Origin of the sequence: Streptomyces sp. NPDC050617, assembly GCF_040654795.1 — a bacterium.
GTDB lineage: Bacteria > Actinomycetota > Actinomycetes > Streptomycetales > Streptomycetaceae > Streptomyces.
On the sequence record NZ_JBFAIS010000021.1, the window covers coordinates 81,460 to 95,354 of the forward strand.

The 13,895-nt window shown below is 71.3% G+C and carries 11 protein-coding genes; 6 read left to right on the top strand and 5 right to left on the bottom strand.

Translation table 11 applies throughout. From position 1 onward, the window contains the following. Nucleotides 1–131: 131 nt before the first annotated feature. Both AB0I49_RS25780 and AB0I49_RS25785 read right to left on the bottom strand, forming a co-directional pair. Entirely contained in the window at nucleotides 132–1,685 is a 1,554-nt protein-coding gene (locus AB0I49_RS25780) for a VWA domain-containing protein (protein ID WP_363229525.1), read from the bottom strand. Between the two features lie 59 nt (nucleotides 1,686–1,744). Further along, nucleotides 1,745–2,971, bottom strand: coding sequence for an AAA family ATPase (locus AB0I49_RS25785; protein WP_363229452.1), 1,227 nt, complete (start codon nucleotides 2,969–2,971; stop codon nucleotides 1,745–1,747). A 1,061-nt stretch (nucleotides 2,972–4,032) separates the two neighbouring features. Here AB0I49_RS25785 and AB0I49_RS25790 point away from each other — a divergent pair. Both AB0I49_RS25790 and AB0I49_RS25795 read left to right on the top strand, forming a co-directional pair. Then, nucleotides 4,033–5,127: a helix-turn-helix transcriptional regulator gene (locus AB0I49_RS25790; protein ID WP_363229453.1), complete on the top strand. Its 1,095-nt coding sequence runs from the start codon at nucleotides 4,033–4,035 to the stop codon at nucleotides 5,125–5,127. 312 nt (nucleotides 5,128–5,439) lie between these two features. Next, on the top strand, nucleotides 5,440–6,264 hold the full coding sequence (locus AB0I49_RS25795; RefSeq protein WP_363229454.1) for an SAM-dependent methyltransferase: 825 nt from the start codon (nucleotides 5,440–5,442) through the stop codon (nucleotides 6,262–6,264). A gap of 30 nt (nucleotides 6,265–6,294) precedes the next feature. On the opposite strand, the gene AB0I49_RS25800 is transcribed toward AB0I49_RS25795, so the two are convergent. Next, nucleotides 6,295–7,233, bottom strand: coding sequence for a helix-turn-helix transcriptional regulator (locus AB0I49_RS25800; protein WP_363229455.1), 939 nt, complete (start codon nucleotides 7,231–7,233; stop codon nucleotides 6,295–6,297). A 98-nt stretch (nucleotides 7,234–7,331) separates the two neighbouring features. Then, complete coding sequence (locus AB0I49_RS25805) at nucleotides 7,332–7,565, bottom strand: DUF397 domain-containing protein (RefSeq protein ID WP_363229456.1); 234 nt, start codon at nucleotides 7,563–7,565, stop codon at nucleotides 7,332–7,334. A 269-nt stretch (nucleotides 7,566–7,834) separates the two neighbouring features. Here AB0I49_RS25805 and AB0I49_RS25810 point away from each other — a divergent pair, with 269 nt between their 5' ends. After that, nucleotides 7,835–8,305 carry an ATP-binding protein gene (locus tag AB0I49_RS25810; RefSeq protein ID WP_363229457.1) on the top strand — a complete coding sequence of 157 codons (471 nt, stop codon included), beginning with the start codon at nucleotides 7,835–7,837 and terminating at the stop codon, nucleotides 8,303–8,305. Between the two features lie 231 nt (nucleotides 8,306–8,536). Beyond that, on the top strand, nucleotides 8,537–9,670 hold the full coding sequence (locus AB0I49_RS25815; RefSeq protein ID WP_363229526.1) for a serine hydrolase domain-containing protein: 1,134 nt from the start codon (nucleotides 8,537–8,539) through the stop codon (nucleotides 9,668–9,670). 350 nt (nucleotides 9,671–10,020) lie between these two features. Here the strand turns inward: AB0I49_RS25815 and AB0I49_RS25820 are convergent, their stop codons facing one another. After that, nucleotides 10,021–10,539, bottom strand: coding sequence for a lytic polysaccharide monooxygenase auxiliary activity family 9 protein (locus AB0I49_RS25820; RefSeq protein WP_363229458.1), 519 nt, complete (start codon nucleotides 10,537–10,539; stop codon nucleotides 10,021–10,023). Between the two features lie 247 nt (nucleotides 10,540–10,786). On the opposite strand from AB0I49_RS25820, the gene AB0I49_RS25825 reads away from it, so the two are divergent. After that, nucleotides 10,787–12,418, top strand: a complete 1,632-nt coding sequence (locus AB0I49_RS25825; protein WP_363229459.1) for an amidase — start codon at nucleotides 10,787–10,789, stop codon at nucleotides 12,416–12,418. A gap of 344 nt (nucleotides 12,419–12,762) precedes the next feature. Then, nucleotides 12,763–13,890: a hypothetical protein gene (locus AB0I49_RS25830; RefSeq protein ID WP_363229460.1), complete on the top strand. Its 1,128-nt coding sequence runs from the start codon at nucleotides 12,763–12,765 to the stop codon at nucleotides 13,888–13,890. Nucleotides 13,891–13,895 lie beyond the last annotated feature (5 nt).

The window sequence follows — 13,895 nt, forward strand, 5'->3', positions numbered from 1 at the left end:
GGGCGTCAAGCAATTCTCATTCAGCAGAAGGTGCCAATACCGTCGGTTCGGGGGTTCCTGACGACTCGCCATTCCTGTCGAGCGCGCGTTCCATTGCGTACGCGTCCTATTGATTCGAATCCCCCGACGGGTCAGATCACGCGGAAGAGATCGGCGGCGGCATGGACGTCGGTGAAGTCCTCGACGGAACGGAGGTTGTCGCACAGGGCGTCCAGGACCGAATCGGCCTGAGCGGCGCCCGGGGCGCCCACGGCCACGCCGAAGACGCGGAAGCCCAGCCGCCGCTTGGCCTCGTTCCAGCCGCGCAGCCACTCCTCGGTGACGCCGCATTCGTCGTCGGTGAGCATGACGATGTCGCCGCGCTTTCGGGCCGCGTCGTCGAATTCCGCCTCCAGCAGTTCGCGGGCCGCGGTCAGCGGCGCCTGGTAGCTGGTGCCGCCGCCGAGGAATGTCTCCGCGAAATCGAGCACTTGGGCGATGCAGACGGGCCGGCCGTTCGGGAAACGGAAGATCTGGATCTTTTCCGCGGCGGAGAACAGGATGCCGACGAAGTCGCGCCCGGCGCTGCGGGCCTGGTCCAGCAGCGCCAGGGCGCATGCCTTGGCCCACGCCTCCCGCGGGACGCCGCCGGGCCCGGCCTCGTACATGGAGTGCGAGGTGTCCACGCACGCGATGACGGCGCCCTGCCCGGCAGCCTGCTCGCCCTGGGTGTCGTAGAGCATCAGCTCCCCGGCGGCATAGCGCGCGGCGAACACGGCGCGCAGCTCGGGCAGGCCGAGGTTGGCCAGCTCGGAGGGGATGACGCGGGAGAGGTCGTCGCCGAGCGTGACGCCGACCAGTTCCCCGGTGGCGTTCTCGACCTTGCGGGCGCGCTCGCCGTCGGCCATCTGCCGGAAACGGCCGATCAGCTCGGCCCACCGCGCGAGGCGGCTGGTGCGCAGCCGCTCGGCGAGCCGGGCGCGCCGGTCGAATGTCATCCGCTCCAGTTCGCCGGGGGCGACTCCCCAGGCCCGCATCAGCGCGGCCTCGTCCCGCACGGTCTCGGCGGCCTGCGCCACCGCGTGCCGTGCGGCGGCGCGCATTCCGGGGATGTCAGCGGCATCAGGGATATCGGGGATATGAGGGTTCGCCGTCGCGGGGGATCGGGCTTCCTGGGCTGTGTGTTGTGCGGCGGGGGGCATCGGGGACGGTGCGGTTCCGGCCTCGACGTTCTCGCCGCCTTCACCGGCGGGCCCCTGGGCCTGCCGCGCCCGTTCGGCCTGCTCCTGGGCCTCCCGCGAGCGCTCCAGCGTCCGGCGCAGTGCGGCGGCCTGGGCGAGTACGGCCATGGCGGCGGCGTACGGGTCCCCGGCCGTCAGCCGACGCAGTGCGGCGAACTCCGGCGACTCCATCAGCGAGGCGATGACCTGGTGCTCGACCAGCCGGGAGGGGTCCGTCTCCGCGCGCTCCCGCAGCCGCGGGTTCGCTTTGTAGGCGGCCAGGAACATGTCGGCCAGAAGGCCGTCCGCGCGGCCGTAGCGCTCGTTCAACTCCCCGGCCAGCTCGCGCAGTCCGGCCGACTGCTCGTAGGTGTCGCGCCAGGCGATCCGGTCGAAGCGGTCCGCGATCACGGCTCCGGTGTGCCGCTCGGGACCCGAGGAGAAGAGGCCCGAGGCGAAGAGGCCCGGCCGCTGCCCCTCCCCCATCGCCGGCTGGTCGGATCCGTTCGGCGTCTGCTCGCCCATGGTCCGCATCCTCCCCGTGCTCAGAGCTGGGCCTGCACCGTGCTCGCGTCCACGCCGAGGGCCTCGGTGAGCACGCGGGCGCGGACGGCGCGCCGGCGGCCGGCGACCCGTTCGATGGCGGCGGTCGAACGGCCCGCGCGCGCCGCTTCCTCGCGCAGTCTCTCCAGCCGCGTCCCCGCCATGGCGAGCTGGTTGTGGGCCTTCCTGATGACCCACTCGCTCAGCGCCTCACGCGACTGCCCGGCCATGGCGTCGAGCTGGACCTCCAGCTCATCGATGGCGTCGGCCAGGTCGAGCGCTTCTTTGGCGTCGGGGTTGACCAGTTGCAGCACTTCGCGCTCAACGGTGGGGCGCTCGGCCGGGGAGTTCCACAGGACGTGCGTCAGTACGGAGAGGTCGCTCTCGCCGACCGCCGGGCGGGCGTCGAGGTACGCGGACGCCTGGAGCAGGCGCACCGCCTGCCGCCAGCGGCGGTCGGAGGCGACCAGTTCCTTGCGGCGCAGGGCGGCCCGCAGGGTGCACACCGCGTCCACGATCGCGTCCGGGACGTCCACGGCGGGCACGGCGTCGGTCACGGCGTGCCGCAGCGCGGCCAGCTCGACCGTGGTCCGCGTCGGCGGCGCCGGGCGGCTGACGGCGGAGCGTACGAGCGCGGCGAAGTTCGAGGGGTCCGCGAGGTAGCCGACCTCGACCCTGACCAGCAGCCGGTCGTAGATCGCGGCCGAATCCTCGCCGCTGGGGAGCTCGTTGCTCGCGGTGATGGCCCCGATCAGGGGGCAGCGGATCGGCTCTCCGCCGTTCTCGGGGTGGTAGATCCGCTCGTTGAGGAAGCCCAGCGTCTCGTTGAGCGCCGCCGTCGAGCACTTGAATATCTCGTCGATGAACGCGACATGGGCGGTCGTGGCGCGGCCGTCGTAGACCTGGCGGTACTCGCCGCGGGCCAGCGCGGCGACGTCGATGGGGCCGAACATCCTCGTCGGGGCGGTGAACTTCGACAGCAGGATCTCCCAATAGGACGCCCCCTCGATCCTGCCCGTGAGCTCACGCGCCATCTCGGACTTCGCGGTTCCGGGCGGGCCGAGCACCAGCGAGTGCTGGCCTGCCAGCAGTGTCACCACCAGGGTCCGTACGACGTCGGCCCGTTCGTAGAAGCGGTCCGCCAGCTCGTCGCTGATCGACCGCAGCCTCTGGGCCGTGTCGTGGGAGGTCGGTGCGTCCTGCGAGGGCCGCGGGGGCTGCGCGTCCAAAGTGACTCCTAGGCTGTGCGGCCTGCCGAGCCGGGGCCTGTTCCCGGAAACGGTCCTTTGCCCGAGCAAGATAACTCGGGCGCCGGCGACATCTTCAGGCCCCTCGACCTCGGGCGACTCCATGAGCGCGTAGGCCGTGCCGGACATTTCACCGTCGGAGGATTCACTGACGCTATTCGCGATGTTTTGCATCTGCACGTGCACGCAGCCGGATGATGGCACTCCGCTTGCGGTCTTCTTCACCCGCGGGAGTGAAAGCCAGCACGTGCGGCCGGTCGCCTCTCCCTGCCGACCCCTTCCAGCGCTTGCCGGTCATTGTCGTCGTTTGATCCGCGAGGAATGAAAGCGACCGTCTCTGTTCATTTTGTCGACACAGTGCGACCGCTCCGCGATCGTTGCCGTCTTCTTTTCGCATTATGCGTTCAGATGCCCACCGCTCCGGCTACATTATTCGGTCCACAGTGACCCCCGCCCCGTTTTGCATAGCGCCTCGCGTTTACGGGTCGGGGGATTGAGGTAGCGAATGGGCCGCCTTGGGCGCTACCTTCTGCATTGCCTGCCACGGACATTCCGGTGGCGCGTGCGCAGGTGGCCCCGGGCTGCAACCCGGGGCCGTTCGATCAGAACAGAGGTGCCAAGATGTCCAATCGAAACAGCCGAGGCGTTTTAAAGACCTCCTCGACTTCCGGCGAAATTAGCATCCCATGATTCCCGGATTCAAGAATTCCGGCGTCCTGTGTCTGGGATATCAAGGGCCGGCCGGGCCCGCCCGTCATCACGCCCACGGCTCTCGTCGCACCGCCCTCGTCGGCGCGCGATACGGCCTCGCCGCCCTCGGCAGGGTTCCAGCCGGGGCCGTCGCCGCCACGGCCGGGCGCTCCACCATGTGTTTCCGGGAAAGGGCCGGCGGCGGCTGACCGCGCCACGCGGCCCCGCCGAGACCGTCGCTCCCCGCACGCTCCGCGCACCCGGCCCGTCCGCCGTGTGCCGCCCGCATATTTTCGCCGCCAGGTTTTCGCTCCCCGCGACGCCGGGAGAGCAGCCGGATGAGGAGTTTCGCCATGGCTTCCCTGCCCCAGTACGCACGGTGCGCGTTCTGCGGAACCCGCTTTCCGCAGCGCGCCGGACCCGGTCGCCGCAAGACGTACTGCGGTCCGCGCTGCCGCCGTCTCGCGCAGCGCGCTCGCGACGGGCACCGCGTATCCCCGCCGTCCGCGCCGCAGCTGTGGGGGCGGGGGATCGCCGAGGACTTCCAGCTGCTCGCGACACGGCTGGTCTCCGCCGAGAGCGAGCCGCGGGCGTCCCTGCGGGCCCTGCTCAAACTCGCCGACCAGTTGGAGAACGAGCTGGCCTGCTACCGGGCGGCGGCGGTCCACGACGCGCGCGTCGGCGGCAGCGCGTGGGAGGACATCGCGCCGGCCGCCGGGGTGAGCGCGCAGACGGCGCGCGCCCGGTGGGGCGAGGCGAGGGCGCGCCGTCTGCTGGCCCGGCGGGCCCGCGAGCGCGAGCCCTTGCCGCCGGGCGGGCACCGGCGTCCGGCGCCGTCCGCCGGAGGCGGGGCCGCCGGTTCGCCCGGCGGGACGCCCGTACCGGTGCTGCCGCCGCGCGCGTTGGGTTCCGCCCTGTCCCATCTCCAGCGCGTCTCGGGCATCTCGGTCTCCGACGCCGCGCGGCAAGCCGGTCTGTCGCCGTCGTACGTCTCGCGGGTCCTCGCCGGCGAGCGGGTCCCGGCGTGGCCGGTGGTGCGCCTGCTGGCCACCGCCCTCGACGGAAGGGCGCCGGAGCTGCGGATCCTCTGGGAGAGCGCCCAAGGCGTCCGCCGTCAGTCGCGGCAGTCGGTCACCGCCGCTGCCGCCGCGCTGCACACGGCCCTGCGCGGTCTCCACCTGGCCGCGGCCTGCCCGTCGGTCGAGGAACTGTGCGCGGGAACGGACCTGGCGCCCGACGTGGTCCGCGACATGCTCGCCGGTGAGCACGTACCCGACTGGCCGGTCATCGCCTGTCTGGTGTCCCGGCTGGGCGCGGCCCCCGCCGGCATCCGGCCGCTGTGGGAGGACATGCACTACGCCGCGCTCGCCGCCTGCCTGGAGTTCCCCCCTCAGGGCCTGCCGCCCGCCGGGGAGAGCGGCGGGACGCCGCCCCCAAGCGATCTTTAGCCGCCGACGGGCCGGGCCCCGGCCGCCCCAAAAGGCCACGACATGGCCCGGCCGCCTCCCGCTCGCCCATGGTCCGCCTTCTCGCGCGCCTGTCGTCCGGCCACCCTTCCGCTCGCCGTGGCTCGCGCCGCCTTCCCCGAACTCCGCCGCGTCTACTGCCTTTTCTCCCCCTACCGGCCCTGACGACGTATCGTTTCGCACCGCCCTCCGGCCCCCCGTCCGAGGGCTGGTCCCGGCCCAACCTGCTGACTAGCATGGTCAGTTCCACCAGTGGACGCATGCGCCGAAGCGGCGTCAGGGGGCGGAGGCACGATGAAGCACGGGGAGAAACGCATTTCTCACAGCATCGATGTACACACCCCGAGCGTGGCCCGTATGTACGACTGGCTGCTGGGCGGTATCGAGAACTACGCCTCCGATCGGGAAGCCTGCCAGGAGCTGCTGGGGATCGCGCCGAGCACCCAGGTCCTGGCCCGCAACAACCGCGCGTTCCTCCAGCGGGTCGTGCGCGTCCTGGTGGAGGAGTACGGCATCCGCCAGTTCATCGATCACGGCTCCGGGCTGCCGACCCAGGACAACGTCCACCAGATCGCCCGGCGCAGCGATGACCGGTGCCGCGTCGTCTACGTCGACAACGACCCCATCGTGCTGGCCCACGGCCGGACGACGCTGGAGGAGAACGACCAGACGGCCATCCTCAGCGAGGACATGCGCGACACCGATGCCATCTTCGACAGCGAGCCCGTCCAGCGGCTCATCGACTTCAAGGAGCCGATGGCCGCGCTGTTCGTCTCCGTTCTGCACTGCCTGCGCGACACCGACGACGAGCGGGACCCCGCCGCCGTGATCCGGCGGGTGGCCCAGCGCCTGCCCGCGGGCAGCTGCATGGTCATCTGTCAGCTCGTCAGCGACGACGCGGCGGTGCGCGACGGCGTCACCCGTCTGATGGAGGTCGCCACCGGGGGCACGTGGGGCCGGGTGCGCGAACAGCGCGAGGTACGGGCCTACTTCGGCGACATGGAGATTCTGGATCCGGGCCTGGTCGACGTCATCGACTGGCGGCCGGACGCCCCTCCCACGCCGCCTGAGAAACGAGCCCTCGACTGGGTGGAGTGGGGCGGCGTCGCCCGGCTGTAGCCGGCGGGCAGGCGGGGCGGCCGCTGTCCGTCATCCGTCGCCCGCCGCCGCGCGGTACCGCTCGATCGCCCCGTCCAGCAGAGCCAGGCTCTCCCGCCGGGTGGCGGCGGCGTTGGCCACTTCGAGCAGCACATGGCGGTACCGCTCCACCTCCGACGGCTTCGTCACGTAGTTCGCGCTGTCGACCTGCTCGATGTAGACGAGTTCGGCAGGCCCGCCGTCCCCGAAGAGCAGGTGGGTGACCGGAGTCGGGGGCGAGACGCTGGCGCCCCTGGCGAACTCGACGATGCGGATATTGACGTTCTGATCCCCCGTCACATACTCCGCCGCGAGCCGCCGGAGGTAGGTGAGCTGCTCCCACATCACCCTCGGGCCGCCGACCGGGCGCATCAGGATGCCCTCGTCCAGCAGGGCGACCACCCGCGGCCGCTGGTCGTGCTGGAGCAGGGCCTTGCGCCCCATCTTGAGTTCCACCCGGCGTTCGACGGTAGCGGCGTCCGCCGAGGGCATGGCGGCCTCGACGAGGACGCGGGCGTAGTCACGGGTCTGCAGCAGCCCCGGCACCACGTAGTTCTCGTAGGTGCTGATCTTCTGGGCGGCGCCCTCCAGACCGATCAGCCGCCTGAGGAAGGACGGCGTCACATCGGCGTACAGCTGCCACCACGCGTCGTCGTGCGTCAGCCGCAGCAGGGAGTCCAGCTCCTGCATCTTCTCGGGGTCGGCCCCGTAGTGCCGCGCCAGGTCCTTGACGTCCCGCTCCCGGGGCGGGCTCTCCCCGCGCTCCAGTCGGCTGATCTTGGACACCGAGGCGCGGATGACCGGGGCGACCTCCCTGAGCGTCAGCCCCAGTCCGAGGCGCATCTGCCGCAGCTCCTCGCCCAGCAGCCGGGGCGCGGCCTCCCGCTTGGAACCGGGCAGGGCGTGCACGGACGCCGCCGGGGCCTCCTGGTGCTTGCGAACCGCGGACATACGCCCCTCCTGCTGTCGAGTAGTCGACGGCAGCTATTTTTCCAGGCACAGGAACGTATGTCCGCTGAATCAAGCCGTGGGCGCGGGCCGGGCGCCGGTCAGGCGCCCAGGTGATCGAACTCCGCGCCCTTGACCCCGGCGATGAACGCCGCGATCTCCTCGCGCGTATATACCAGCGCGGGCCCCTCCGGGTCACGGGAGTTGCGCAGCGCCACCGCTCCACCAGGGAGGCCGGTAACTTCGACGCAATTTCCACCGCCGGTGCTCGCGGAACTCTTGATCCACACAGCGCCGGGGATCATGTTGGCAGGCATACCATTGTCGAACTCCATGCTGCGACCTCTTCCTTCCACGTTCGCGTCAACGACCCGTGCGATCAAAAGAGTTCACACAGGTCACATTCCGCACATCCTCCGTCCCGGACGCCCGGTCCTCGGTGGGGTCGACGGCCGGAAATCCCATATGCAATTGCATGGTGGGCGCTACGTGAGAATGCTAGCCAGTCCGCGCTCCGATGACTCCCCCTGAACGAGCTGGATTCGCCGGGAACTTGGCGCATACCGATCTCCGCCGTACTGGCAGAAGCGGAATACATCAGCCCGTGACCGACCGCACCCCCCGCCCTCCCCCGCGGCCCGTACCGCTCGACTGGGGCCTCGCGATGGGCCTGGGCATGCCGCGCTTCGCGGCCCGCCGCCTCACGGCCCGCGAGCGTTCCCTGGGCCCCGTCCGCGCCTTCGTGCGCCACACGCTCACCCGCTGGGACCTGACCGCGGCGCTCGACGACGTCACCCTCGTGGCCTGCGAACTCGCCGCGAACGCCCTGCGTCACGCGCTGCGCGGCGAGCACGCGGCCGACTGCGGATGGCTCGCCCTGGCCCATACCCGCCACACCGTGCTGTGCGCCGCGACCGACCCCGACCCCCGCTTCCCCCTCGGGCCGCCGCACCGCGACGGCCTCGCCGAGGACGGCTGGGGGCTGACGCTCGTCCGGGCCCTCAGCGACACCTGGGGCTGGCACCGGCTCCCCGGCGGAGGCGGCAAGTCCGTCTGGGCGAAGATCCCCGCCTGAGCCGGCTCCGGTACGGACGCGCACGGGCCGGTAGTTCTAGCTCTACCTGGAGGAGGGCGGTCAGCTGGATCGTTCCCGGTGACCACTTCCGGAAATGCTGGTTCCGCGGCGAGTGCCGCTGGTTTCCAGTCGTTCCCGGAGGGTTGGCCCGTGCGTGAGCAGGCATGGCAGAAAGTACGTTCTTCCCGTCGGCGGCAGCGGGGGCGGCAGTGGCGGGGCGGCGGGCGAAGAATTCTCCCGATCGCGGCCGCCGTGGCCCTGGGCCTCACGACGACGGGCCTCTCGGCGCCGCCCGCGGCGTCCGCCGCCGCCGGACAGGAGAGCGCCGGCCGGGACACCGCCGGCCATGACGCCGTCCAGAACGGCCTGAACGCGCTGGTGCGCTCCGACGGCGTGCCCGCCGCGCTGGCGAGCGTCGAGGACGGCCGGAAGCACGCCCGTACGTACACCGCGGGGGTCGGCGACCTGACGACCGGGGCGAAGGTCCCCGAAGACGGGCAGGTGCGGATCGGCAGCAACACCAAGGCGTTCACAGCCGTGGTCGTCCTCCAGCTGGTCGGCGAGGGAAGGGTCCGCCTCGACGCCCCGATCGACGCCTACCTGCCCGGCCTCGTCCACGGGGACGGCATCGACGGCAGCCGCATCACCGTCCGCCATCTCCTCCAGCACACCAGCGGACTGCCCAATTACGTCAAGTACCTCGACGACGAGCCCCGGTACTACACCCCGCGCGAGCTTCTCGGCCGCGCCCTCGCGCACAAGGCGGAGTTCGCCCCCGGACGGAAGTGGGAGTACAGCAACACGAATTACGTCGTCGCGGGAATGCTCGTCGAGAAGATCACGCGGCACTCCGTCGCCGAGGAGATCGACCGGCGCGTCATCCGCCGCATCGGGCTGCGCCACACCTATTTCCCCGCCCCCGGTGAGACGACCATCCGGGAAGCCCATCCCAAGGGGTACGACCGGGACGCGTCGGGCGCCCCGCTCGACGTCACGGAATTCGATCCTTCCTGGGGCTGGTCGGCGGGCCAGATGGTCTCCACCGGCTCCGATCTCAACCGGTTCTTCAGCGCGCTCCTGGACGAGGGCCGCCTCCTCCCGAAGGCCCAGCTCGCCCAGATGCGCACCACGGTCCCCGCCGAGTACTTCGGACCCGGCGCCCGCTACGGCCTCGGCCTCGTCAGCAGGCCGTTGTCGTGCGGCGGCGTCTACTGGGGGCACGGCGGCAGCATGACGGGGTACGAGACGCGCGGCGGCGCCACCGGTGACGGCCGCGCCGCGAACGTCGCGGTGACCACCCAGCCGTCCGACACCTCCGTCATGGACCACGTCGACGGCGTCGTGGACGAGGCCCTGTGCCGCTGACCTGATGGCGCCGCGGGCGTACGGACGTCCCTTCCCCGCGCCGTACGGGCGTCCCTTCCCCGCGCCGCGCGGGGGCTCGACACGGCTGAGCGCCGTCCCCCGGGATGGTCCCGTGGAACGGCGCTCAGGGGGGAGATGGCGGTCATGCGGGCAGGTGGGGGCTGCGCGGTCCGCGGGCCTCGCCGGTGGAACGGCGGGGGAAGCGGGGCCCTGCGGTGCGGTACCTCCGCACGGGGTACGTACGCACCGTCAGCGGACGCGCGGCAGCCGATCGCGGCGGCTGCCACAGGCTGCCGTGGTGGCGGCTGCCGCGTCCCGGCACGAGGCCGTCGCTCCGTCGCCCGCCTCCGTCACCCGCCGACGTTGACGTCGATGCAGGCGTAGAAGGCGTTGGGCGTGTCAGCGATGTTCCAGACCGCCAGCACCTTCTGCTTGCCCTTGAGGCCGCCGAAGTTGACCTGGTGGGTGACCGTCTCGTTCGGGCGCTGTCCGCCGTCGTTGATCTCCGCGATCTTGCGGCCGCCGGCGTAGTACTGCCAGGTGCTGGTCGCGTGACGGGCGGTCAGCTTCCACTTGAAGGACGTGGTGCTGCCCACGGGCGTGACCTTCCAGCCCTTGCTGTCATTGTCGAGCTCGGCGAACTGCGAGTTGCCGCCGCTGCAACTCTTCAGCCCCTTCGGCCCCTCGACGCTCTGCGGTTCCCATTTGATGGGTCCGCACTGCACGGCGCCCGACGCGCACTGGGCCTGGCGGCTCGGGGGCGAGGACACATAGCCGTGCGCGTTCGCCGAACCGACGGGAAGTGTCACCGCGATGAGGGGGGCGACGCCCGCGCCGATCAGAACAGCCAGCCTTCGTTTCGATTTCATGCCAACTCCTTCACGCGGGGGCGGTACCACTCCTCACTCGCCGGGAAGGCTGAAAGTGGCACCTCAGAACCGCGCTAGCCGATTGGTCTGTACCATACCTGTTGGCTGACCACGGTCAATAGGTGTCGCGCAGGTATCCGTGGTGGATGCACGGTACGTCCCACCCCGCTCCTCGGCCCCCGTACGGCTCTCCGTACTCCCCCGCCGCTCTTGCGCCGGGGCTCCGGCGTGTAGTGCGCTGACCCCCATGGAAAAGAGGAGTGTTGCCACGCTGATCGCCGCCCTGGTCGCGGGCTCCGTTCTCACGGGTACGTCGGATGTGAGCGCCGGAGCCGCCGAGACCAGCGGCTCCCGCACTCCGTCGCCCGCCGATCCGTCGGCCGCCGCTCCGCCAGGCGCCGGATCGTCGCGCGAGCTGGGCGTCGACCTCGACACCGTGACGATCCCGGAGCTGCAAGCTCGCATGGCGGAGGGCGAACTGACCTCGTCGGCGCTGACCAGCGCCTATCTGCGGCGGATCAGGACCGTCGATCCCGCCGTCCACGCGGTGCTCCGCACCGACCCGACGGCGCTGCGCCAAGCTGCCGCCAGCGACGCGAGACACCGGCACGGTCACGCCCGCGGTCCGCTCGACGGAATTCCCGTCCTGCTCAAGGACAATGTGAACACCCGCGGCCTGCCGACGACGGCCGGTTCGCTGGCGCTGGCCGGAAGCCCGCCGGACACCGATGCCGCCCTCGTGACCCGGCTGCGCGACGCGGGAGCGGTCATTCTCGGCAAGACCAATCTGTCGGAGTGGGCGAACTTCCGGTCCGCGAAACCGACATCGGGCTGGTCGGCGGTCGGCGGGCAGACCAACAACCCCTTCGTACTGGACCGGAATCCGTGCGGCTCCTCCGCCGGTTCCGCCGCCGCGCTCGCCGCTTCGCTGTCGCAGGTCGCGATCGGTACCGAGACGGACGGCTCGATCGTCTGCCCGGCCGGGATGAACGGGGTGGTCGGCCACAAACCCAGCCTCGGCCCGGTCAGCCAGGACGGCGTGGTGCCGATCTCCGCCGAACAGGACACCGCGGGCCCCATGGCCCGTAACGTCACCGACGTCGCACTCACCTACGCGGTGCTCAGCGGCGAGCGCTCCGCCGCGCACTCCGCAGCCCTCCCGGGCGAATTCACCCACCACGGAGGGCTGCGCGGCAAACGGATCGGCCTGTGGCGGCTGCCCTCGCTCGGACCGGAAGTGGACGCCGTCATGACCCGTACGGCACAGAAACTGCGCAAAGCCGGGGCCGAGGTCGTCGAGGTGACTCCCCCGTACCAGAAGCGCATCGGCGAAATCGAGTTCCCGGCGCTGCTCAGCGAATTCCACCGGGACATCGACGCCTACCTCGCCACCCGCAAGGGGCCGCGGAACCTCGCCGAGCTGATCGAGTTCAACCGGTCCCACCCGGCGGAGCAGACCTGCTTCGCCGGCCAGGAACTGTTCGAGCAGGCCCTCGCCGCGCCGCCGACCACCGACCCGAAGTACCGGGCCATGCGAGCCGAGCTGACGGACCTCGCCAAACGCTCCCTCGACGAGACCATGGCCGCCCACCGGCTCGACGCCATCGCCTCGCCGACGAACCCGCCCGCCTGGACGACCGACTGCGCCCGGGGCGACAACGACGTCATCCCGTCCTCCACGCCCGCGGCCGTGGCCGGATATCCGTCACTGTCCGTGCCCGCCGGGTCCGTGGGCGAGCTTCCCGTCGGTGTACTCCTGATGGCAGGCAACCACCAGGACGACAAGCTGCTGGCGCTGGGCGCCGCCGTGGAGGACCGGCTCGACGCCTGGCGTGCGCCGCGCTACCTGCCGACCACCGGGGCCGCGGCCTCCCGGTGACCGGGCTCCCCATGAACTGACCGGCTGAGCGACACGCACGGAGGCCGCCCGCGGCAACGCGGGCGGCCTTCCCCTGTCCGGGCACGGTGGGCCATACGGGTCCATAGGCGAGCGCGGTGGACCATACGCGTCCATGTCTGAGCGCGGTGGACCGTACGCGTCCATGTCCGAGCGCGGTGGACCGTACGGGACGAGCAGATCGGCCGCGACACGGCCGCAACCTCGGGATGGGCCGCGCGTCATTCACAACGAGGGACGGCACGAAAGGCCCCCACGAACCCTCGTGCCTCGCCCTCACCCCGCCTGTCGTCCCGACAGCAGCCACCAGCGTCCCTAGGAGAGTCATGCGCGCGACGAACGTCGGCACCGACGCCGTACGAACCACCGGCACCACACCCCCTCAGCGAGCATTGGCGCGCCGTGCCGTGACCGGGATGGCCGCCACCGTCGCGCTCGCCGGGCTCCTCGTGCCCACGGCCCAGGCGGCCCCGGCAGCCGATGCCGCGACCGCCTCCCCCGCCGCCGCCCCGGCCAAGGGGAAGGTGACGGTTCACCAGGCGGCGTCCACGGCCGGGGACGAGCAGCGCGTACGTACGTACTGGACCCCGAAGCGCATCGCCGCCCTCTCCACCCCGCTCTCGAAGAACCCGCCTCTCGACGCGGCGGACGGCGCGCGCTGGAAGGGCGACGGCGCCGTGACCAGCACGGTGGGCCGTCTCTTCTTCACCGAGCACGGGGAGGATACGAGCTGCACGGCGACCCTGGTGAAGAGCGCGAACCACAGCACGCTCGCGACGGCCGCGCACTGTCTGAACAGCACTGATCTGCTCGGCGACAACGACGAGTGGCAGACGAACCTCATGTTCGTCCCCGGCTTCCGGGACGGGCGGGCCCCGCTGGGCAGCTTCGTGGTCCGCCAGGCCGTGGTCAACTCCATCTGGCTGGAGAACGACCAGATGGACTCCCGTACCTACGACGCCCACGACCAGGGGTTCGCGGTCGTCGGCCGCAACGAGAACGGGAAGACCGTCGAGGAGGCGGCGGGCGCGGCCCAGGGCATCGCCTTCGACGCGCCCGGGAACCGCGCGGCCTACCAGTTCGGCTACCCGCGCGCGGCCTCGGACGACGCCCGCGAGGGCCTGCCCGAGTACACCGGCAGGGAGCTGGCCTTCTGCCAGGGGATCCCGCGGGAGTACCCGGGCGTCAAGGACGCCCCCGAGCCCGCGGGCCAGTGGGGCGTGCCGTGCGTCATGGGCGGCGGCTCCAGCGGGGGCCCGCGCTTCAGCGGCTTCTCGACCGGTACGGGCCTCGGCACCCAGGTCGGGGTCAACACGCAGTCGGGCCACATGGACTCCGCCGGTGCGGTGTGCGAGGGCGAGAACGACGCGAAGTGCCTGCGCCACCTGGTCGGAACGCAATTCACCGCCGCTCTCACCAAGCCGCTCTACGACAAGGCCCAGCACCTGAGCTGACGCGA

Coding starts and splice junctions, on each gene's coding strand:
- AB0I49_RS25820 (WP_363229458.1), bottom strand. CDS start 10,539: ATGAAATCGAAACGAAGGCTGGCTGTTCTGATCGGCGCGGGCGTCGCC.
- AB0I49_RS25800 (WP_363229455.1), bottom strand. CDS start 7,233: ATGTCCGCGGTTCGCAAGCACCAGGAGGCCCCGGCGGCGTCCGTGCAC.
- AB0I49_RS25780 (WP_363229525.1), bottom strand. CDS start 1,685: ATGGGGGAGGGGCAGCGGCCGGGCCTCTTCGCCTCGGGCCTCTTCTCC.
- AB0I49_RS25825 (WP_363229459.1), top strand. CDS start 10,787: ATGGAAAAGAGGAGTGTTGCCACGCTGATCGCCGCCCTGGTCGCGGGC.
- AB0I49_RS25805 (WP_363229456.1), bottom strand. CDS start 7,565: ATGGAGTTCGACAATGGTATGCCTGCCAACATGATCCCCGGCGCTGTG.
- AB0I49_RS25795 (WP_363229454.1), top strand. CDS start 5,440: ATGAAGCACGGGGAGAAACGCATTTCTCACAGCATCGATGTACACACC.
- AB0I49_RS25830 (WP_363229460.1), top strand. CDS start 12,763: ATGCGCGCGACGAACGTCGGCACCGACGCCGTACGAACCACCGGCACC.
- AB0I49_RS25790 (WP_363229453.1), top strand. CDS start 4,033: ATGGCTTCCCTGCCCCAGTACGCACGGTGCGCGTTCTGCGGAACCCGC.